The sequence below is a fragment of the Mucilaginibacter sp. genome, assembly GCF_041660805.1.
Taxonomy (GTDB): domain Bacteria; phylum Bacteroidota; class Bacteroidia; order Sphingobacteriales; family Sphingobacteriaceae; genus Mucilaginibacter.
The window spans coordinates 1-22,369 of the sequence record NZ_JBAZVP010000038.1; the positions used below are offsets into that span (position 1 = coordinate 1).

The 22,369-nt window shown below is 43.0% G+C and carries 15 protein-coding genes; 14 read left to right on the forward strand and 1 reads right to left on the reverse strand.

The features are described from left to right. The 14 genes from WC743_RS25420 to WC743_RS25485 all read left to right on the forward strand — a co-directional run. Positions 1–2,811: response regulator (locus WC743_RS25420; RefSeq protein ID WP_373016363.1), on the forward strand; the 2,811-nt coding region annotated here is incomplete at its 5' end. Positions 2,812–3,076: 265 nt separating this feature from the next. Then, a complete protein-coding gene (locus tag WC743_RS25425) occupies positions 3,077–6,067 on the forward strand; it encodes a SusC/RagA family TonB-linked outer membrane protein (RefSeq protein WP_373016364.1) in 2,991 nt (996 codons plus the stop codon). 17 nt (positions 6,068–6,084) lie between these two features. After that, on the forward strand, positions 6,085–7,710 hold the full coding sequence (locus WC743_RS25430; RefSeq protein WP_373016365.1) for a RagB/SusD family nutrient uptake outer membrane protein: 1,626 nt from the start codon (positions 6,085–6,087) through the stop codon (positions 7,708–7,710). A gap of 87 nt (positions 7,711–7,797) precedes the next feature. Continuing rightward, positions 7,798–9,120 carry a BNR repeat-containing protein gene (locus WC743_RS25435; protein WP_373016366.1) on the forward strand — a complete coding sequence of 441 codons (1,323 nt, stop codon included), beginning with the start codon at positions 7,798–7,800 and terminating at the stop codon, positions 9,118–9,120. 11 nt (positions 9,121–9,131) lie between these two features. Beyond that, entirely contained in the window at positions 9,132–10,340 is a 1,209-nt protein-coding gene (locus WC743_RS25440; protein WP_373016367.1) for a glucuronyl hydrolase, read from the forward strand. Positions 10,341–10,394: 54 nt separating this feature from the next. Continuing rightward, entirely contained in the window at positions 10,395–11,633 is a 1,239-nt protein-coding gene (locus WC743_RS25445) for a DUF2264 domain-containing protein (RefSeq protein WP_373016368.1), read from the forward strand. A gap of 2 nt (positions 11,634–11,635) precedes the next feature. Continuing rightward, positions 11,636–12,778 (forward strand): glycoside hydrolase family 43 protein, encoded by a 1,143-nt coding sequence (locus WC743_RS25450; protein ID WP_373016369.1) that lies wholly within the window; start codon positions 11,636–11,638, stop codon positions 12,776–12,778. Continuing rightward, positions 12,762–14,630 carry a glycoside hydrolase family 2 protein gene (locus tag WC743_RS25455; RefSeq protein ID WP_373016370.1) on the forward strand — a complete coding sequence of 623 codons (1,869 nt, stop codon included), beginning with the start codon at positions 12,762–12,764 and terminating at the stop codon, positions 14,628–14,630. Before WC743_RS25450 ends, WC743_RS25455 begins: the two co-directional genes overlap by 17 nt. Before the next feature lie 162 nt (positions 14,631–14,792). Continuing rightward, positions 14,793–15,968 carry a galactokinase gene (locus tag WC743_RS25460; RefSeq protein ID WP_373016371.1) on the forward strand — a complete coding sequence of 392 codons (1,176 nt, stop codon included), beginning with the start codon at positions 14,793–14,795 and terminating at the stop codon, positions 15,966–15,968. Positions 15,969–15,978: 10 nt separating this feature from the next. Further along, complete coding sequence (locus WC743_RS25465) at positions 15,979–16,800, forward strand: family 16 glycosylhydrolase (protein WP_373016372.1); 822 nt, start codon at positions 15,979–15,981, stop codon at positions 16,798–16,800. Positions 16,801–17,122: 322 nt separating this feature from the next. Next, positions 17,123–18,190 carry a hypothetical protein gene (locus WC743_RS25470; RefSeq protein WP_373016373.1) on the forward strand — a complete coding sequence of 356 codons (1,068 nt, stop codon included), beginning with the start codon at positions 17,123–17,125 and terminating at the stop codon, positions 18,188–18,190. Positions 18,191–18,304: 114 nt separating this feature from the next. Continuing rightward, positions 18,305–18,880 (forward strand): porin family protein, encoded by a 576-nt coding sequence (locus tag WC743_RS25475; RefSeq protein ID WP_373016374.1) that lies wholly within the window; start codon positions 18,305–18,307, stop codon positions 18,878–18,880. Positions 18,881–18,960: 80 nt separating this feature from the next. Continuing rightward, positions 18,961–19,536: an RNA polymerase sigma-70 factor gene (locus WC743_RS25480; RefSeq protein WP_373016375.1), complete on the forward strand. Its 576-nt coding sequence runs from the start codon at positions 18,961–18,963 to the stop codon at positions 19,534–19,536. Further along, the gene (locus WC743_RS25485; RefSeq protein ID WP_373016376.1) at positions 19,533–20,525 is read left to right on the forward strand and encodes a FecR domain-containing protein; all 993 of its coding nucleotides are present in this window, start codon (positions 19,533–19,535) and stop codon (positions 20,523–20,525) included. The genes WC743_RS25480 and WC743_RS25485 overlap by 4 nt, the downstream gene beginning before the upstream one ends. 27 nt (positions 20,526–20,552) lie before the next feature. Here WC743_RS25485 and WC743_RS25490 read toward each other — a convergent pair whose 3' ends face one another. Further along, on the reverse strand, positions 20,553–22,274 hold the full coding sequence (locus tag WC743_RS25490; RefSeq protein ID WP_373016377.1) for a hypothetical protein: 1,722 nt from the start codon (positions 22,272–22,274) through the stop codon (positions 20,553–20,555). Positions 22,275–22,369: the final 95 nt, after the last annotated feature.

The window sequence follows — 22,369 nt, forward strand, 5'->3', positions numbered from 1 at the left end:
ATTTGGGTTGCCACGTTTAATGGTGGTATCGATCAGTTTGACGATCAAACAGGTAAGTTTATTCATTACAAATGTTTCAACACCGCAACCGGCACAGAGGATAAGAACCTTTGGAAACTGTATGTTGACCGCAAAAATAACCTGTGGGCGGGCAGCACGCGTGGTGGTGCATTATACAAATTTAACAGCGCCCAAAACAAGTTTGAACTGTTTGACGAAAGGCTTATAAATATACATGCCTTGTTCGAAGATTCGGGAGGCGATCTTTGGGCCGGAGATTATTCCAATTTGATAAGGATAGACCGTTCTGGAAAGCGGCACCAATACCTTTCGGTCAGGAATGCGGTACGTTCCATTACAGAGGACCGGTGGCACAACTTATGGCTTGGCACAGAGGGCGGCGGCTTACTAAAATATATTAAAGCCACAGATAAACTTGTAAGGTACACCCAGGCAAACGGATTGCCAAGTAATTCGGTACTTAATGTACTTATGGACGGCAAGGACAGGCTTTGGGCAAGTACCTATAACGGCCTGGCTGAGTATAATGTACGATCAAATACTTTTAAAAATTATGATGTATCTGATGGTTTACAGAGTAACCAGTTCAATTTTAACGCGGCCCTGAAGTTACGAAGCGGCGAACTGGTTTTCGGGGGAATAAACGGTTTCAATGTTTTTCATCCGGATAGTATCAATCAGTATCAGTCAAAACCAAACCTTAAAATCGTTGGCCTTCAGGTAAACAACAAGCAGTTACTGGGCGCAAGCAAGCTTACTGATTACAAGGGAATTATTGATATGGCCAAGCTGTTGGTGCCTTATAACGATGCCACTATTGCCATCAGTTACACCGTGCCCGAATATTCATTTGCTGAAAAAATTAATTACGCTTATTACCTTGAGGGCTGGGATCATGGCTGGAACAATGTAGGGAAGCTAAAAACAGCTTATTATACCAGGCTTAACGAAGGAACCTATAAACTTCGGATAAGGGCACAGAACCGGACTAATCCGGCTTTAAGTAGCGAGATAAGCCTTCAAATAATCGTGATGCCGCCATGGTACCGAACCTGGTGGGCATATTTATTGTACTTCTTATTTATCTCGTTGGTCATATATCTTATTCGGATGTACCGTATAAGGCAGGCGGGGTTGAAGTATGAAGTTACTTTAGCTAATTTAAATGTGGAGCGCGAGAAAGAGTTAAATGAAAAGAAGCTATCTTTTTTTACCAATATCTCGCACGAGTTTCGTACGCCGCTTACCCTTATCATTAACCCTATAAAAGATCTGTTAAAAACCAATTCAGCAGATACGCGCGACGAATTGAACACCATTTATCGTAACGCAAGGAGGCTGTTGGGCCTGGTAGATCAGCTACTGCTTTTCAGAAAAACAGAAAGCGAGAACGATACACTTCACATTGTTAAGTGCGACTTTGCTAAAATTTGCCGGGATACTTTTAACTGCTTTTCTTATCAGGCTAAGGTGAAAAGCATAAATTACAATTATTATGATGACGACCAGCAATTGACAGTAGCCGCTGATAAAGAGAAACTGGAGATAGCCATCTTTAACTTAATAGCCAATGCTATAAAATTCACCCCCGTAGGTGGCACTATAAATATTGTGGTTGGCGCAGTAAATGGCAAACTATCGGTTAAAATAGAAGACAGTGGCTGCGGTGTTAAAGAAGAAATAGGTGACAGGTTGTTTGATAAATTCTACCAGGTAAAAGACAACACATCTTTAAAAACCGGTTTTGGGATAGGGTTATATTTAACCAAAAACTTTATAGAGAAGCATGGCGGAAGCATATCGTATTTCCCCAACAACCTGCAGGGTACAACCTTTGTAGTTGAGATACCGCACAACCCGGTAATGAATGATGATGACGACCAGCCTTCAATACTATCAGATAACCAGCTTATCAACGAAATGGTTGAAGAAATAGAGTCTTCAGAGATGGCCGAAGAGCATTATGAACAGTTACCTTTGCTTATTTCTGAACGCCAGACCATTTTGGTTATCGACGATAACGAGAATTTGAGGAGTTACATCAAAAAAATATTTAAAGACGAATTTAGGATGATCGAAGCCTCAAACGGTGAGGAAGGTTTGAGCATTACCAGGAAGCACATTCCTGATCTGATCATCTGCGATGTGAAAATGGGGGGAATATCCGGAATTGAGTTTTGCGACATCATTAAAAAGGATACCTCTTTAAATCATATACCGGTAATACTGCTTACCGGCGAAGCTGACTCGGACATCAGGTTAAAAAGTATTGAAGTTGGCGCGGTTGATTTTGTTAACAAGCCCTTCGAAAAAGACATCCTTATGGCTCGGGTACGAGGAATTTTAAGGGACCGTAAGGAGCTGCAAAACTATTTTTATAACGAGGTAACACTTAAATTAAATACCCGCAATATCTCTGAAGACTATAAGGAGTTTTTATATAAGTGTGTATCCGTCATCGAGAATAAAATTATAGAACCTGATTTTGACGTAAAGACAATTGCCGACGAATTGGGCATGAGCTACTCCAGTTTGTTTAAAAAGCTTAAAGCCATTACCGGGCAATCGGTAAATAACTTTGTACGTTTTGTGCGCCTGCGCAAAGCTGCGGAAATGATGATCAATACCAATTGTAATGTTAATGAGGCTGCCCTTAATGCTGGTTTCAACGACATTAAATATTTTAGAGAACAGTTTATCAAACTGTTTGGCGTAAAACCTTCCGATTTTATAAAACAGCACCGCAATGCTTTTAATAAAAACTTTACTATCGAACAATCGTTCAAATAAATTTATGGGTATTAATTGTCAAAAAAACACTTAACTTGATTTTACCCCCCTTAAATTTACAGTTTTACCCCTTATACTTCTAAAAATTTACCCCGTATTTCGTCTTAACCAATAAATGTCGGATTCACAATTAATCCCTCATTTAATTATAAACTACTTAATAAATTTTATTGTTGTCAGCTCCATTTGATAGGCTTTGCAGCCTTATATGGACAATTGTTACCAGCTAATTAACCAGCCAAACTTTTAAACCAAATAAGACAATATGAGAAAAACAATTACCAAACTACTTCGCCTAACATTTACGCTTTGCGCCCTTATCATGGGGATTGGCATGGCGGGTTACGCGCAGACCACCCAACCTTTTACCGTCCGCGGTATTGTTGTTGATGAAAAAGGCAATACGGTGCCCGGCGCAAGTGTTGGCGTTGCCGGCACATCCCTTGGTACCGTGGCAGCCGGAGACGGAAAATTCTCCATCACCCTTACCAGGCCATCAACATTAAACATATCCTTTTTGGGTATGGCGCCTAAAAGCGTTGTGGTTACCAGTGCAACTGACAACCTGAAAATTACATTAAGCCAAAGCGGGCGCGATCTTGCTGAGGTTATTGTGGTTGGTTATGGCACGCAAAAAAAATCAGACGTAACAGGTTCCGTTACTTCTGTTCCTAAACAACGTTTATCCCAACTACCGGTAACTAACGTTTTGCAGGCTATTGAAGGTTCTGTTGCGGGTGTAAGTGTAACCACCACATCAAGCGTTCCGGGCAGCCAGCCGGCCGCGTTAATACGTGGGCAAAATTCCATCACTGCAACATCAGGCCCTTACGTAGTTGTTGATGGTATCCCCTTAAGCAAAACAGGTGGGTCTTTAAATGACATCAACCCCAACGATATTTTATCGGTTGAGGTGTTGAAAGATGCATCTGCAACGGCTATTTACGGTACTAACGGATCTAATGGTGTTATTTTGATAACAACTAAACGCGGTACTGTTGGTAAGCCGGTGATCAGATATAATGGATACGCTGGTGTTGAAGACCTGGCAAATATTTTACAACCAAGGTCGGGAGCTGAGTATGTTCAAAAATATGCAGACTGGCTTTCACAAACAGGCCAGAAACAAACCAACCCTGTTCCAAACTTTGGAGAACTGGCAAACTACAACGCCGGCAAAACAACCAACTGGATAAAAGAGACAACACAACAAGGCGTTATACAAGATCATAACTTAAGTATCAGCGGCGGTTCTCCAGATGTAAGGTACTTTATCTCGGGCGATTATCTTAATCAGAAAGGTACTATCAAAGGCTACAATTATAAACGTATATCGCTGCGTTCAAACTTAGATATCAATGTAACCAGTTTCCTTACTATTGGTACATCTACTTTTATAACAAGTAATAATTACGATGGTGGCAGGGCTAACCTTTTGCTGGCCACAGCTATGAGCCCGTATGGCAACCTTTACAATGCCGATGGCACCTATGCCATATATCCAATGAATCCGGAACAGTTGTACGTTAACCCATTGCTGGGCCTTAACACAACAAGACTTTCACGGAGCACTAATATTAATGGTAACGGATATGCAGAGATCAAGTTTCCGGGTGTTTTATCAGGATTAAAATATCGTTTAAATGCAGGGTACACCTTTTTCCCTGAACGCAGCGCCAGCTACACCGGGCGGATTGCTAATGACTTGAATGGTACTGCAAGTAATTTTGCAGCTAACACAAACAGCTATACACTTGAGAATATTTTAACATATGCCAGGGATATTAACAAACACCATTTTGATTTTACAGGCCTTTACAGTTCGCAGGAACGTAAATACTTTTCAACTACCGCAGGTGCAGTAGGCTTTGTTAACGATGAATTGGGGCCATACAACTTAGGTGCCGGTGCTACACAAACAAGCGCATCATATCGCGACAGGTATGGCATAAACTCGCAAATGGCACGTATCAACTATTCATATGATAGCCGGTATCTTTTAACCTTAACTGCCCGTCGTGACGGATCATCAGTGTTTGGTGCTAATACTGATAAATATGGTGTTTTCCCTTCGGCGGCGTTAGGCTGGAACATCGGTAACGAATCGTTCCTGAAGGATTCAAAGATCGTTGACAACCTTAAACTGAGAGCTTCTTACGGGCAAACAGGTAATGAGGCGGTATCAGTTTATCGTACAATAACTACTGATGGTACTGCCCGTTCGCCATTTAATGGTATCAGTACTATAGGCGTATTGCCAACCAACCTTGGCAACAGCAACCTTAAGTGGGAAAACACAAAAACAGCTAACTTAGGTGTCGATTTTTCGTTGTTCAAGGGCCGTATTGCCGGTACAGTTGATGCTTATCAGAATAAAACCAACGGCCTTTTATTATCAAGAAGCCTACCTATCATCACAGGTTACAACAATGTGCTTGAAAACATAGGCCGTACATCAAATAGAGGTATCGAGGTTACTATAAACACACGTAATATCCAGGGCAGGGATTTTAAATGGGAAACAGCTGTAGTTTTTTCTGCCAATAAAAACAAGATAGTTGATCTATATGGAGATGGTAAAGATGACCTGGGTAACAGGTGGTTCATCGGCAAACCTATCGGCGTTGTATACGATTATAAAATGACCGGTATTTGGCAAACAGGCCAGGATGCTTCAACGCAAGACCCTGGCGCAAAACCTGGTGACCTGAAGTTTGCTGATCTGAACGGCGATGGTAAGATCACCGCAGATGGAGACAGGACCATACTTGGCCAGTCAACACCTAAATGGACCGGTGGTTTAACCAACACCTTCCACTACAAAAACTTTAACCTGAATGTGTTTATCCAAACTGCGCAGGGAATGCTTAAAAACAACCCTGACTTAAACTATGGTGATGAAACAGGCCGTAGAAACACGCCGGTGGCAGTAAGTTACTGGACTCCAACCAACGGAAATAACACCAGGCCTGCCCTATCTTACAACAACACAAGGGGGTATGGTTATGCATCTGATGCAAGTTACACGCGTATAAAAGACGTTACTTTAAGCTACGTTTTTGGTCCGTCTGTTCTTGAAAAACTAAATCTTGGCAGTATGACGATTTATGCAAGCGGGCGTAATTTGCACACCTTCACCAACTGGATAGGATGGGATCCTGAGAATAATTATTCAACACGTGGTTCCGGAGACTGGACAAACAATTATCCGCTTACACGCACATTTATTTTAGGTGTAAATGTTTCATTACGTTAAAATTTAATAAGATAGATATGAAAAAATATATAGCTATTGTGGCTGGCATATCAGCCATGTTCTTAATGATTACTTCTTGTAAAAAGTCATTCCTCGATGAAAAGCCTTTCTCGGCCTACACACCGCTAACCGTTGCCGACTCCCTCGGTTTTGAAGCATCATTGGTGGGGGTGTACAATCACGTTAGTACCATCTTTTCCTGGGCCGATCAGCAAGGCTGGCCGAGCGTATGGGCAGTTGGTACCGATATTGCCAATGCTACGGCAAATCAGCAAGGTGTTGAAGTACCTTATTACAATTATGCATCATTAACACCTACAGATGGTGCTGCAGCACGTATGTGGAACCGGGACTATATCCTGGTGAATTTAACCAATACGATTATTGATGGTGTTGAAAACCCCTCAAATACAAGTCTTAGCGCTAATGGTAAAAAAGCGGTAAGTGCCGAGGCTCGTTTTTTCAGGGCTTATGCCTATAACAACCTGGCTACTCTTTTTGGTGGCGTACCGTTAATAGAGCACGCTTTAACCGGGCCAAAAACCGACTTTAAACGTGCCCCTATTGCAGATGTAAACAATTTCATAGTAGCTGATCTTGTATTTGCTGCTGCAAGCCTGCCCGATATTGATGCTGTAAAATCTAACTCAAAAGGTAAGCTTTTTGGCAGGGCAAATAAATATATGGCTCTGCAGTTACTGGCAGAGGTTTACCTGCGAATGAATAAGAATGACCTGGCCGAACAAGCAGCGCAGAGTATTATCAGCAGTGGTAAATTCAGCCTTATAAAAGCGCGTTATGGCGTTAAATCAAGCCTTCCGGGCGATTATTATTCAGATATGTTCCAATATGGTAATCAACGCCGTTCACAAGGGAATACTGAAGCTATCTGGGTGCTTGAACAAGAAAACCCTACTTCCGTTGTAGGTGGTATTACTGATAACCCGCAGCAACGCCGCGTATGGGGCGCTGCTTATTACAACGTGGCAGGTATGGCCATCGTCGATTCATTGGGTGGCCGCGGTATTGCCCGTTTACGCTTGAGCAACTGGGTACTGTATGGCTTATTTAAAGGTACAGATGTTCGTAATTCACAATATAATATTCGCAGGCGCTATTATTACAATGATCCGGCTCCGGCATATAAAAACATTTACGGTAAACAGATCCCGTTTACGGGGCCTGATACCTTGTTCAAAATTTGCCCAAGTATAACTAAATGGGGTGCTTTCGACCCTAATGATACCTTCGGTTATGCCATGATCAAGGATTTCATTCTTATGCGTTTAGGTGAAACTTATTTATTGCTTGCAGAAGCCCAGTTAAAACAGGGTAAGACAGCCGAGGCCGCAGCTTCGATTAATGCTTTGCGAACCAGGGCACAGGCCAACCAGGTTACCGCATCTCAAATGGATCTGAATTTCATTCTGGATGAGCGCGCACGTGAACTGGTTGGTGAAGAAAACCGCCGCATGACGTTGATGCGTACAGGTACTTTGGTTGAGCGTGCTTTGCGCCTTAACTCAAATGACCCGGCTAAACCAATAACCGGTTTATCTGCTAAAAACCTTTTACTGCCAATTCCGCTGGGCGAGATCCAGCTTAACAAGGATGCGGTGATTGAGCAAAACCCGGGTTATTAGTACTTTTTTAATGGAGTATGAGTAGTTAATTTATAATTGATTGATGAGCGGCAGTTTTTACTGCCGCTTACTTTTAAATTTGTTATAATGTCATTGAAAATAAAGAGCGTTATTGCTAAATATCTTTTACCTGTTTTGTTAATGCTGTCTGCAAGCGCTAACGCACAGTTAACCACCGTAGCTAACGACGGTTGGGCCGGTAATTCTGTAAACGTTGTAATATTTCGTAAAAACTCACTCGTTACATTTAAAGACACCCAATTTACTGCATATTACGACCAAAATCAGGTAATGGTTTTGGCAAAAAGGGCCGTTAACGCCACGCGCTGGCAAGTGGTTAAAACATCTTATAAAGGTGATGCAACTGATGCACACAAAAGCATCAGCATCATGTGCGACGGGCAGGGCTATTTGCATGTTGCCTGGGGATTACATAACCAGCCATTGAATTATGCGCGATCAGTTATGCCCGGCAGTTTACAGCTGACAGAAAAAATGCCCATGCTCGATAAAAATGAGGAACGGGTTACCTACCCTGAATTTTACAGATTGCCCGGTGGCGATTTACTGTTTTTTTATCGTGACGGAAAATCAGGTAACGGAAATTTAGTGTTGAACAAGTATAGCGCCTCTCAAAAAAAATGGAAGCGGGTGCTGAGTAACCTGATTGACGGCGAAGGCCGTCGTAATGCATACTGGCAATTGTGTATAGATAAAAAAGGAGTGATAAACATCTCCTGGGTTTGGCGCGAGTCGCCTAATGTTGCGAGTAATCATGACCTGTGCTATGCCCGCTCTGCCGACGGAGGGGTAACCTGGCAAAAATCCACCGGAGAAAGTTATCAGTTGCCTATAACCGAATCAAAAGCAGAGTATGCATTGCACATACCGCAAAACAGCGAACTCATCAACCAAACATCCATGACCACCGATAACCAGGGAAGGCCTTACATTGCTACCTATTGGCGCGATAGTTCATCAACCATCCCGCAGTATCATTTGGTTTATAAAACGGGCGGTAACTGGCAAGTGCAGAGTTTAAACAGCCGTAAACTGGCTTTCAGCCTGAGCGGGGTTGGCACAAAAAGCATCCCGGCATCCCGGCCGCAAATACTGGTTTGGAATAAAGGTAAAAAGATCCATGCTGCGCTCATTTTTCGAGACCTGGAGCGGGGCAATAAAGTTTCGATGGCTTTGAATAAAAATTTAACCAACGATAGTTGGGAGATTGAAGATCTGCTCTCATCAAGCGTGGGCTCCTGGGAACCCACTTACGATACAGGCTTATGGGCCGATAAAAAAGTGCTTAACCTGCTTATCCAGAATGTTGAACAGGTTGATGGCGAAGGAATGTCATCAGTAAAACAAAGTTCAGTACAGGTGCTCAAATGGGTGCCAGGCAATAATTAACCAATACTAATATGTTGAAAATAAAAACACTCATTTTCTCTTCTGTGCTTTTACTGTTTTTTGGCCCTGTTACACTGGCGCAAAAAGGTAAATACCCCCAACGCAAAGATGTTTTGAAACTTATTGATAAGGACTACAAAGTTGGCATTGAGCAATATAAGCTAATGATGAAACGCCTTGGTCCCCAAGATTTCCCAAAAACCTATTTTCCTGCAAGTGATAAAGCTGAGAATAGCGGTTCGGGATGGTGGTGCAGTGGTTTTTATCCCGGTACGCTTATCTATCTTTTTGAGCAGTCGAAAGAGCAAACCTTGCTGAATGAATCGGAAAGAATAATGAAAGTGCTGGCGAAAGAACAATACAATAAAACCACGCATGATCTGGGTTTTATGATGTACTGCAGCTTCGGCAATCTCGAAAAGCTGGAACCTGGCGCGGCTACTGAAACTATTTTGATTAACAGCGCCAAATCACTGATGAGCCGGTTTGACCCAAAGGTAGGCTGTATAAAATCATGGGATTCAAAACCTAACGATTACCTGGTGATCATCGATAATATGATGAACCTGGAACTATTGTTTTGGGCAACAAAGCAAACCGGCGATTCCAGCTATTATAAAGTGGCCGTTACCCATGCTAACACCACCATGAAAAACCATTTCAGGAGTAATTACAGTTCTTATCATGTGCTAAATTATAACGCTGCAACCGGTGCTGTGCAGCAAAAGAAAACGGCACAAGGCTTTGCCGATGAATCTGCATGGGCAAGAGGGCAGGCCTGGGGACTTTACGGTTATACCGTGATGTATCGCGAAACCCGGGATAAAAAATATCTTGAACAGGCACAAAATATAGCCCGGTTTATTTTAGATAATCCATATCTGCCGGCCGACAAGATACCTTACTGGGACTTTGATGCGCCAAATAAGCCCAATGCTCTTCGTGATGCATCAGCCGCGGCGGTTATGGCATCGGCCCTTTTAGAGCTTTACCATTACTCTGATAAACAATTGGCCAAAAAATATTATACCACTGCCGAAACCATTATTAAAAATCTCTCGTCGCCGCAATACCTGGCAGCGGTTGGTACAAACGGCGGTTTTATCTTAAAGCATAGCGTTGGTAGCATCCCCGGCAAAACCGAAATTGATGTACCGCTAACCTATGCCGATTATTATTTTATTGAAGCGTTGAAACGATATAAAACTGCTAAGTTTTAAAAATGGGACAGAATTTTTTTAGCTAAGACCTGTAAAACTAAAAGGACGAATTAAATGAAAAGGATGACTATTAAGGCTATGATATATTGCATGCTGCTTTTTGCATCAGCAACGGGTATTGCGCAAAGTACCAAAACGCAAAAGCCCGCACGTAAACTATGGCTGGAGTATATGGACAAAGTATCGCGCCCCGTAATGCAAAACCTGGCGGCCGACCAGTTAAGGGCTAAAATGCCAATGGAGCTTTCTGATCACATCGACAATAAAACATCGCGTACTTCGGCAGGATACCTTGAAGCTTTTGGGCGTACACTGAGCGGACTGGCACCCTGGCTACAGTTGGAGGGCGGCAATGCTGATGAAGTGAAACTTAGAAATCAATACCGCGAGTGGGCACTAAAGGCAATAGCCAACGCAGTGAATCCTAATGCAAAAGATTATATGCAATGGCAGGGCGGCCAGCCTTTGGTTGATGCATCATTTGTGGCGCTTGCCCTTGTACGCGCCCCGTGGCTTTGGGAACATCTGGATGAGAATGTAAAAAAGCAATTAGTTGAAGCGCTGCAGTCTACCAGGCCTACAATTCCTGTTTACAGCAACTGGATCTTGTTTTCGGGCATGATAGAGACGTTTTTTATGAAATATGATCTGAATTACGATCCGTTGCGGGTTGAGTTTGGTGTGCGTGAGTTTACTAAACACTGGTACGTAGGCGATGGCATGTACTCTGATGGAATGGAATTCCATTTTGATTATTATAACAGTATCGTTATTCAGCCATATCTGAGCCTGATACTGGAAGAGTTTAGCACAAAGAAAAAAAAGTACGTAAATGAATTTCAAAAACAGCGGCTGATAGGGCAACGTTACGCTCAAATACTGGAGCGGCTCATCAACACCGACGGCAGCTACCCGGCAATAGGCAGGTCAATTGTTTATCGCGGCGGCGTTTTCCATCACCTTTCTGAGGTGGCCTACCGCAAGCAACTGCCTGCATCATTAATACCGGCACAGGTAAGAGAGGCGCTTACGGCAGTCATACAAAAAACACTTGGGGCGCCAAACACATTTACCAATGGCTGGCTCAATATAGGTTTATACGGGAAGCAACCCAGCGTGGCCGATTTTTATATCACCACAGGCAGCTTATATATCTGCAACGATATATTTCTTCCGCTGGGGTTGCCGGAAACTGACGATTTCTGGAGCGCACCGGCCGCGCCATGGACATCGGTTAAAATTTGGAGCGGGCAAGATGTTCCCGCCGATCACGCTATTGATATTAAATACTAAAGATGAACTATACCAAACTTTTACCCTCGTTTAAATTGGGTTTACTGCTATTGTTAATGATGCCTGTATACGGTTTTGGGCAGAATACCACGGTAAAGGCGGCTAAAATGCAGGCATTTACCCCCGGAGATACCTGGCCCGATAATAATGGTGTACACATTAATGCCCACGGCGGCGGGCTGCTTTTTGCCAAAGGGCGCTATTATTGGTTTGGCGAACATAAAATAGCAGGGCCGGCAGGCAATAAGGCAATGGTAGGGGTGCATTGCTACTCGTCAAAAGATCTGTACAACTGGAAAGATGAGGGAATTGCCCTGAGCGTTTCTGAAGATACTACCAGCGATATTGCCAAGGGCTGCATCCTTGAAAGGCCAAAAGTGATCTATAATAAAAAGACGCGTAAATACGTGATGTGGTTTCACCTGGAGCTGCGTGGCCAGGGTTACAAGGCTGCGCGTACCGGCCTTGCTGTTAGCGACAAAGTGAACGGGCCGTATAAGTTCATCAAAAGCTACCGTCCAAATGCGGGCATCATGCCGTTTTACCCTCCCGGCACTCCCGAAGATGAAAAGGTTGATTGCGCAAATCAAAGAAATAAGAGCGAAAAATTCTTTTGCCGAGACTTGCCTGGCGGCCAGATGGCGCGAGACATGAACTTGTTTGTTGACGACGACGGCAAGGCCTACCACATATTTTCGGCCGAGGAAAACTTTACGCTTAACATTGCCGAACTCACTGACGATTACACAGGGCACACCGGCAAGTTTGCAAGGGTTTATCCCGGCCGGTCTACCGAGGCCCCCGCCATTTTTAAACATAATGGCATTTACTACATGGTTGGCTCGGGCACTACCGGGTGGGATCCAAATCCGGCGCGCTGGTTCTCGGCTAAATCTATCTTCGGCCCATGGACATATCGTGGCAATCCCTGCCAGGGAACCGGTGCCGAAATCACGTTTGGCGGCCAAAGCACTTATGTGTTACCTGTAAATGGCAAAAAAGACGCCTTCATATTTATGGCCGATAAATGGAGCCCAAAAAACGCTATTGATGGCAGATACCTGTGGTTGCCTGTAACCTTTAAAGGTGACGACATTGAAATTTTGTGGAAAGATAAATGGAGCTTAAATGATTTTAACAAATAAAAAGTGGCTGTTGTTGTGCCTTCTGGTAACGTTTTACGGCAGGCTTAGCGCGCAGGACAGTCTAATAACCAATGTATTTTCGCGCAAGGCAATGTCTTTAAACGGAGCCTGGCAATATATTGTTGATCCTTACGAAACAGGGTTTTATGACTATCGTTATAAAGAGCTGAAGGAGAATAACCCCGACGCTTATTGGAACACTGATAAACAAGCCAATAAAACCGAAAAAAAGGAACACGGCTATAATGACAAGTATACACTGCAGGTACCGGGCGACTGGAACCATCAGAAACCCGAATTTGTATATTATGAAGGCACCATCTGGTATAAAAAATCTTTCGATTACAAACCCGCGAACAAGGGGAGTCGCTTCTTTATCTATTTTGGCGCTGTAAATTACAGGGCCGATGTTTATCTGAACGGCAAAAAGTTAGGTACGCATATTGGAGGTTTTACGCCTTTTAATTTTGAGATACCGCCGACGCTGCTTAAAGAAACCGAAAATTTCCTGGTGGTAAAGGTTGATAATAAAAGGCATGCCGACGATGTACCTACCCTAAATACCGATTGGTGGAATTACGGCGGCATAACCCGGGATGTAAAACTAATTGAACTGCCGCAAACGTACTTGCAGGATTATTTTATTCAGTTAAAAAAGCCAGCCGGAAAGATCAATGCGGCTACCCGGGAAGTTGAAGGCTGGATAAAATTTGGCGGTGCTGCTGCAACAGGCAACATTACCGTTTCTATACCTGAGTTAAAGATAAAAAAGATATTTGCTGTATCGGGCGGTATAACCCGGATCAGTTTTAAGGCGCCTAAGCTTCAACTATGGTCGCCGGATAACCCTAAACTATATAGGGTAGTTGTGGAAACGGCTACCGACAAGGTTGAAGATAAAATAGGTTTTAGGCTTATTGAAGCGTCAGGTAAGCAACTGCTTTTAAATGGCCAGCCTCTTTTTATGCGGGGAATATGTATACATGGCGAAATACCGCAGCAGGTACGGCGCGCAAGCGGTCCCGAAGATGCCCGGCAATTGATCAATCAGGCTAAAGAATTAGGTAGTAATATGGTGCGCCTGGCCCACTATCCTCATGATGAAGCCATCACACGCCTGGCCGATTCGGTTGGGGTATTGGTATGGTCAGAAATACCGGTGTATTGGACCATCAATTTTGCAAGTACCGATGTTTTAAATAAAGCAAAAGCCCAGCTTAAAGAAATGATAACGCGCGATCATAACCGCGCCAGTATCATCATTTGGTCTGTTGGAAATGAAACACCGGTAAGTGAAACCCGCACTAATTTTATGCGCAGCCTTATCAGCGAAGCCAAAAGCCTTGATCCAACCCGGCTGGTTTCTGCCGCGCTCGAAGTTAATTATGCATCGGGCAAGGATGTTAACGTTATTGACGACCCGCTGGGACAGTATGTAGACCTGATTGCCTTTAACGAGTACCTGGGATGGTATGGTGGCTCGCCGGATAAATGCCGCACAACCAATTGGGCTACTCCTTACAACAAACCCATGTTTATCAGTGAGACCGGTGCCGGTGCAAAAGGCGGTTTCCATGCCGACTCACTGACCCGCTTTGGCGAGGAATATCAGGAATGGTATTTTAAAGAACAGGTAGCAATGTTTAAACGCATGCCCGCAAATTTTGCCGGTGTTTCGCCCTGGGTTTTAAACGATTTCAGATCACCTAAACGCAATAACCCGCTTTATCAGGAAGGGTGGAACCGCAAAGGTTTGTATGATGATAAGGGCAATAAGAAAAAAGCTTTCTACATAATCAAAGCATATTATGAGGAGATGGCCTCAAAGGGAAAAAATTATTACAATAAATAATAACTGTTCACACATGATCAGCAAACCTTGCCTGTTATCAGTGAACCAATCTTAAACATATTAAAATCAAAATAAAAGGGAGATCACCAGTTAAGAAAGCTTGAAGGCATCGAAAACTATTTTTGCTGCACACAGGCTGATTAATACGTGTGGAATAGATATATGGACGACTTACAACATTTAAAGGAGGAGTTTGAAAAATTATTTGGCAAACCATCTGCGTTAACTTATTTCTGCCCCGGTCGCGTTAACCTGCTCGGTGAGCATATCGACTATAATGGCGGTTTGGTTATGCCCTGTGCCATAACCTTAGGTACATATCTGCTGGTTGCCCCCAATAATGATGGCGTTATCAGGTTCCGCAGTCTTAATTTTCCTAACAAAGTTGATGTAGCAATCAATAGCCATTTAAACAGGGATACTTTGATGTGGTTTAGTTCCCCGATGGGCGTGTTGCATTATTTAGCGGCCGATGGAAATGCTTTACAGCAGGGCTATGATTTGTTATACTATGGCAACCTGCCTGTAGGACTTTCATCCTCGGCATCAATTGAAATGGTAACGGCATTTGCATTTAATGAATTGCTTGAAGCAGGCTATGAAAAGCTTGCCCTGGTTAAAATGACGATGAAGGTAGAGAATGATTACATTGGTGTTACCAGCGGCCTTATAGACCAGTTTTCGGTAGCTTTCGGCGAAAGTGAGAAGGCACTTGTTATAAATTGTAATACCTTTACTTATCAGGCAGTCCCTTTAAATCTGGGCGAATACTGCCTGGCCATTATCAATAGCAACAGACCAGGAAACGTGGCCGAATCGAAGTATAACGAGCGGGTAGCGCAATGCAGGCAAGCTTTAAAATATCTGCAACAGCAGTTACCCATTACCGTATTGTGCGATATAGATACCGAAACTTTAATGGAGTATAAATACCTCATTAAAGACGAGGTTTTATTGAAGCGAGCAAGGTATGTGGTAGAAGAGAATGACCGTGTAAAAGCTGCGGCCTTGTTGCTTGAGCAAGATAACCTAAAAGCCTTTGGTGAACTGATGTATAGATCGCATCTGTCGTTAAAAGAGCTTTACGAAGTTAGTGGGATTGAACTGGATACCATTGCCGAGTACAGCCGGTTTTACAAAGGCGTTATTGGGGCGCGGATGACCGGTGCGGGTTTTGGGGGTTGTGCAATAGCCCTGGTAAAAGAGGATAGTTTTGACAGTTATAAAGCCGACCTGACATCATATTACACCGAATTGATTGGCTACCCGCCCACAGTATACCGGTCGGCTATCGGCCCGGGTGTGGGCCGGCTGGTTAACCCGGTTGCCACCATATAATAAGATAACTATGAGAAAGATTATATTTTTAGCCGCAGCGCTTATCATTCACATGACCGGGATAGCCCAGACCAATGAGTATAAACTGGTTTGGAGCGATGAGTTTAATACTGAGGGATCGGTTGATACCACTAACTGGCAGTTTGAACAGGGCTTTACCCGAAACAACGAAGACCAATGGTACCAACCGCAAAATGCACAGTGCCATAAAGGCATGCTGGTTATTGAAGCCAAAAAAGAACATAAAAGTAACCCCTGGTATAAACAGGGAAGTGATAACTGGAGGTTTAACCGCCAGTTTATCAACTACACATCGGCAAGTATCAATACTTCCGGCAAGCAGGCCTGGCAGTATGGCCGTTTTGTAATGCGCGCTAAAATTGAGATTGACCCGGGATTATGGCCGGCCTTCTGGACCCTGGGCGTAAAAGGGGAATGGCCATCAAGCGGCGAGATAGACATCATGGAATACTATAAAGGCAACCTGTTAGCCAACATTGCCAAAGGAACCGATAAGCCATACAATGCCCGGTGGTTCACTACATCGCGGGCCATTGAAACATTTAAAGATCCATCATGGGCTAAAAAATTTCATGTGTGGCGAATGGATTGGGATGAAAACGCTATCAGCCTGTATGTGGATGATATCCTGTTGAACAAGGTAGCAATGGCCGATTTGGTAAACGAAAACCCCGGCAAACTCAATCCATTTATGCAGCCCCATTATATTTTATTGAACCTGGCTATTGGCGGGGATAACGGCGGAGATCCATCCGCGACTACTTTTCCACGGAAGTATCTGGTTGATTATGTTCGTGTTTATCAAAAATAAACTGCTTTTAACATATAAAAGTTTAGAAGTCGCACAATCTAAAAGATAGGAATAGGTGCAAAAGCATATGTTTTTGCACCTTTATGGTTCACAGCGATATTATAAACACCTGATGCTCTCTGATTAATTCTTTAATCTGAGGGAGATCGTAACCGCGCCGTATTGATTTTTCAAAGACTTCATGAAGTGATCTCCAAAACTTCCGGACGCCGATTCTTCCCGGAGTTGTCGCATCTAACAGCTTCTTTAATAAATATTTCATAAGAGTCAGGGTAAAGCCTTTGCAGTGTGTCCTAACTGCAAATACAAAAAATTGACTTTTATGAAATTACAACCGCGAAAAGGGAACATAACTTCTTTTCTTTTCAAAACTTCCTGCTATGCCTTAATCACTTTAAGCATTACAAATAGCTATGCACAGGATAGAAAACATTCCCGGGCTAACATCGGCCTGGTTTACCCGCTTAGCAGCAATTGGACAGATGCACCACGCGATACCAATAGCTTTTCATTGAACCTGCTTGCAGGTGTTTCTGCAGCGGAGGATGGCATTTCTATAGCCGGGGTGTCAAATATTATTCGCCAGGATGCAAAAGGCCTGCAGGTAGCAGGCTTTTCCAATCATATCGGCAAAAATGCAAATGGTACACTGGTGGCTGGTTTCATGAATACTTATTCGGGAGGAAAAGCGGTAGCCATTGCAGGTTTCACTAACATTAGCCGAAATGGCAGCGGTGCCCAGATCGCCGGATTCCTCAACAAGGGCAGTCAAATCTCCTCCATGCAAATAGCGGGTTTTACAAATATTGCCCGGGATGTAAAAGGTATCCAGGTGGCAGGTTTCCTGAACATTGCTAAAAAAGTAAAAGGTGTCCAACTGGGGTTTATAAACTTGGCAGACAGTGCCGGATCGCAGATAGGCATTATTAATATTGCTAAAAACGGCGAAAAGGCCATTGGCGTTACCATTGATGAAAATCAAACCACCTTGCTGACCTTTCGTTCAGGCGGGAAAACACTGTACGGTATTATAGGTACCGGCTATAATTTTAAAAACAAACGGGATAAGTATGCATTTGAAGCCGGCGTGGGCGCTCACCTGTTACAGATCAAATCATTTCGCTTAAATACCGAATTGGTTAGTGGTGGCTTACTAAGCTTTAAAGGCGGCGAATACTCTAAATCATCACTTAGGTTAATGCCTTCCCTAAAACTAGCTCCCCGTATAGAAATATTTGGAGGCCCATCCATCAATTATATTAATACCGATACCGAAGACGGCAAAAACATGACCAAAAAATATATATCCAGCTGGTCCAGAAATAACGGGCGTGATCTGTATGGGTTTTATATCGGTTATACCGCCGGTATTCAGGTATCTGTCTTTTAGTTGATAGACCAAAAGATTGGCCCGGTCGCAGCCTTCACACTTTTCCAATCCTTACATAAATAACATAATCGCAACACAAAAAATCCAATGAAAACAATTAAAAACAAAAAACGCATGAAAGTAATCCGATTATTTGCCTCGGCAACATTATTTACCTTGCTTGGCATTACGTCGGTAAAAGCTCAGTCAACATCCGAAGTTAATTTTGGTATTAAAGCCGGTGTAAATTTCTCTACACTTAAGACTGGCCTGAACGCAGTAACTGATAAGTCTGGCAAAATAGGCTTCAACGCAGGCGTTTTCGCCAGAGCAGGAAATGACCTTTTCTTTCAGCCGGAACTTAACTATGTCACCTTTAGTGATAAATATCGTTTCAACTCCAATTCCTATGAAGCGAAATTCAGGCAATTGAACTTGCCGTTAATGGTTGGCTATAAACTGGTTAACACATCCGAATTCAACTTCAGGGTATCTGCCGGCCCTGACCTGTACTATAATCTTAAAAAGCCGATTGCCCCGGCCGGGTTTGAATACAAAAAATTTACTGCGGGCGGAGTACTTAATGCCGGTGTTGATATTGGCCCCCTGACGCTGGATGCACGATATAGCCTGGGATTAAGTAAGTTCAATTCTGAACTTGGCCAAAAGTCTAATATTTTCAGCATTGCAGCTGGTTTTAAATTTCAATAACATTAAGTTTGATGAGCGGACAGGTATTGGAGCGCCTGTCCGTTTTGAAGCGGTAATTTAACCTTCCGATGATAGCCATAATGGATAAAAATGATGTCGCGGCTGAACCGTACGATAAAAATGAGGATCTTTTTGAGCAATTGTTCACCAAACATTTCAGGGAGCTTCATGCTTATGCATTTTCTGTAGTAAAGGACTGGGATATTGCAGAAGAATTAGTACAGGGCCAATTCCTTAAGCTTTGGGAAAAGAATGAATGGAGACATATACAAACCTCCATCAAATCCTATCTCTACAAATCTGTTTATCATGACAGCCTGAATTATCTCAGGCGACAAAAGGTCCAAATAAAATATCAAAGTTCAATTGCCTATTCCATGAAGAACCATATTGATGATACCGCCGGCAAATTAAAATTGAGTGAACTGGAACAGCACTTACAATTGGCACTGAATAAGCTGCCTGAAAAATGCCGGGCTATTTTTCACTTAAGCCGTTTTGAGGAATTAAAGTATCAGGAGATTGCCAGTCAGCTAAATATTTCAATTAAAACTGTAGAAACCCATATGGGTAAAGCGTTGCGGATATTACGAAAAGAGATGAAAGAGTTTTTACCACTAATGGTATTAATGTTATATAATTTGTTCAGGTCATGAAACAGAAAATGAGCGAAGATAGGCTAATCAAATACCTGGTTGGTGAAGCAACTGTGGCCGAAGGACAGGAAATAGAAGCCTGGATAACCGCCAGCAATGCCAACGCTAAAAAATTTGAGGATGTTAAAATAATTTTAGAAACAAGCCGGCGCCTTGCACAGGAGAGCCCCTTAGGAGAAGCGGAAGCCTGGGCAAAGTTTAAAAAGCTGCGGGCGGATAGTGGACACCAACCTGCCCAAGTCAGAGCTGTTACACATCGTATTGCTTACCGTTGGTTGCAAACTGCTGCTGCTGTTCTGTTTTTAATTGGAGGAGGCTGGTTGATGTATTATTTTTATAACGGTCGCCAAGCTCTGTCAGGCCAATGGGTAAACCTGAAGGCGACAAATACCGTACGGATAGATACGCTGCCCGATGGATCAATTGTTCATATTAACAAGAACTCAAGCATTGCTTATGCTGCTGATTTTAGCGCGCGGCGAGATGTTCAGCTTAAGGGAGAGGCATTCTTTGAGGTTAAACATAATGAAGCCGTACCCTTTAACGTACAGGTCAAAGATATTACGATTGTAGATATTGGCACTGCGTTCAATGTTAAAACCGGGAAGCATAATACCGAGGTAATTGTAGAAAGCGGCATTGTTAAAGTAAGTAAGAATAAAGCTTCTGTTGAGTTAAACGCACTGCAAAAGGTAGTTATACGGCCAGAGGATAAAACCTTCAAAATTGAAGGCAGTAATGATCAGCTTTATAATTACTACCGGACTAAAAAATTTGTCGCCAACAATACACCACTTTCGCGCCTGGTTGAGGTGTTGAGCGAGGCATATGGCGTCAATATTCAGATCCGCAATAAGGCGTTATGGAATACTCCAATTACAGTTACTATCAAATTAGAGGATTCTTTAAGTAACGTATTAAAAGTATTACAGGCAACAACGCCCGAAATGAAAGTATATGAAACAGATGGCGGGGTGATACTAAAGTAAATAGGAATTACTGTTGCCGGTTAAACACTACCAGGCATACTGTAAGCCCCCTGATAACCCGACAGATAAGATATTAACATTTGTATTACCACCATACTTCCTGATGATCCATCCGGTAGATGGCATATCTGTTCCTGCTTCAGCAGACGAAATATTCAATGACGGCCCTGCAAACAGTTTAATATGTTTATTGAGCTTGATGCCGGGCAAGGCTTTCAATGAATTCATCTGATAATGGTTTTCCTTGAAATCTGTGATTATGCTTGTGGTAAATTCAGTGTTAAAATAAAACCGGGGATGATCAATGAGGTGCGCACCAATGCCAAGATTTAATTGATATCTCATGCGTTCAGTTCCGGGTTTGTAACCTGCACCTAACACAGTGTATAAGATCCGTCCTCCCGAACGGAAATTCACCTGCATAAACATCGTCTCGTCTGTACTAACAGCAATGCTTTTTTCGCCATTTTTGATGAAATTGAGTATACCTATCGCATAATCACTGGTATCAGCTATATTGACCATCCCCACCTGGATGCCTTTAACCCTTTTGGCAACGTTCATAAAGCCTGAAAGCTGAAAAACAGAGGTGCCGCCGGTTTTATTTAAAATACCGGCAACCTGCACATGGCTATTGTTATGCCCAAGATTCGCTAATCCGGCAATGGTAACGGCTTTTGCTTCATCATATATATTCAATAAACCCGCCACATGTAGCGCCCCGTTCGCCCTGCCGTTAATATTGGCCAGGCCCGCCAATTGAATGCCGCTGGTAAAGTTTCGTGTTTTATTGACCAGCCCGGCCGCCTGCAGGCCGCCGGCATTGTTTACAACTTTATTGTACAAACCAGCCAACTGGACGCCTTTTGCATTGCCGCCAACAAAATTGAATACACCGGCCACCTGAAAATACTGCACATTCTTGCGGTTAATATTAAACAGTCCGCCCATCTCAAAACCATCAATACCGGCCGTATAACCGCCCAGCAGATTGAGTGAAAAATGATCAATGATCTGACTATTGTACAAACCATGTGAACTTAGCCCCGGCGTAAAAGATACCTGATAGGGACTTGCTGTGAAAAAGTTCCCCAGGTTTAAACCCTGTATCATTTGTTTAGAACTGAGAAAAAAGCGTGCAAAACGGCTCCGTTCAACACCAGCTGAACCCTGATCGGGATAGTATTTATAATCGGGTTTTTCCTGTTTTCCCGTTACTACAACATCCGCCAACAAATGAACAGACGTATCCCGAAAGTTTTCCTTCCGAACGTTAATTAATAAGGGCCCATTCCAGTTCTTTACCCGCAACTCAAAATATCCCCTGTCATCAGTAAGTGTTGATACCAGTAAGTTCTTTTCAAAAACACTGGCCCTGGGAATTCCTTTATCATTAATAACATTGTGGACGTATCCTCTAATTAGGATCTGATTTCCCTGGCCCCGTTCCATATCTGCAGTAATATACAGGCTGCCTGGTGCGTATCTGAGAACAACGTAGCCAGGCACCTCCTGATATTCGTAAGTATTACCCAGAATTTTTTCAAGAATGCTAAAAACGGTACCGCTGTAACCGGAAACACTTACTAAGCTGTCGGCCGGAACAGTAGTGTTATTATAAGCGAAAGAGAAATTTCCTTTGCTTGCTATCTTATCGAGTAAAGTGCCTATACGTTGTGGTTTTCCTTCAGCAATATTAATGAGTTTCGTGAGGTTGCCTTGTGCATCAGCCGTTTGAAAAATGGCCATTAATAGTAAAAAGTAAAGGGCGGGAGTAATTAAGTTTTTTTTTATATCCATCGGAAGAGTATAATGTCGCTCGCTGAAAATTGAAATGAAGTTAT

Bases quoted from the DNA above. Each gene is read 5' to 3' on its own strand.
- WC743_RS25425 (WP_373016364.1), top strand. From the start codon at position 3,077: ATGAGAAAAACAATTACCAAACTACTTCGCCTAACATTTACGCTTTGC.
- WC743_RS25430 (WP_373016365.1), top strand. From the start codon at position 6,085: ATGAAAAAATATATAGCTATTGTGGCTGGCATATCAGCCATGTTCTTA.
- WC743_RS25435 (WP_373016366.1), top strand. From the start codon at position 7,798: ATGTCATTGAAAATAAAGAGCGTTATTGCTAAATATCTTTTACCTGTT.
- WC743_RS25440 (WP_373016367.1), top strand. From the start codon at position 9,132: ATGTTGAAAATAAAAACACTCATTTTCTCTTCTGTGCTTTTACTGTTT.
- WC743_RS25445 (WP_373016368.1), top strand. From the start codon at position 10,395: ATGAAAAGGATGACTATTAAGGCTATGATATATTGCATGCTGCTTTTT.
- WC743_RS25450 (WP_373016369.1), top strand. From the start codon at position 11,636: ATGAACTATACCAAACTTTTACCCTCGTTTAAATTGGGTTTACTGCTA.
- WC743_RS25455 (WP_373016370.1), top strand. From the start codon at position 12,762: ATGATTTTAACAAATAAAAAGTGGCTGTTGTTGTGCCTTCTGGTAACG.
- WC743_RS25460 (WP_373016371.1), top strand. From the start codon at position 14,793: ATGGACGACTTACAACATTTAAAGGAGGAGTTTGAAAAATTATTTGGC.
- WC743_RS25465 (WP_373016372.1), top strand. From the start codon at position 15,979: ATGAGAAAGATTATATTTTTAGCCGCAGCGCTTATCATTCACATGACC.
- WC743_RS25470 (WP_373016373.1), top strand. From the start codon at position 17,123: ATGAAATTACAACCGCGAAAAGGGAACATAACTTCTTTTCTTTTCAAA.
- WC743_RS25475 (WP_373016374.1), top strand. From the start codon at position 18,305: ATGAAAGTAATCCGATTATTTGCCTCGGCAACATTATTTACCTTGCTT.
- WC743_RS25480 (WP_373016375.1), top strand. From the start codon at position 18,961: ATGGATAAAAATGATGTCGCGGCTGAACCGTACGATAAAAATGAGGAT.
- WC743_RS25485 (WP_373016376.1), top strand. From the start codon at position 19,533: ATGAAACAGAAAATGAGCGAAGATAGGCTAATCAAATACCTGGTTGGT.
- WC743_RS25490 (WP_373016377.1), bottom strand. From the start codon at position 22,274: ATGGCCATTTTTCAAACGGCTGATGCACAAGGCAACCTCACGAAACTC.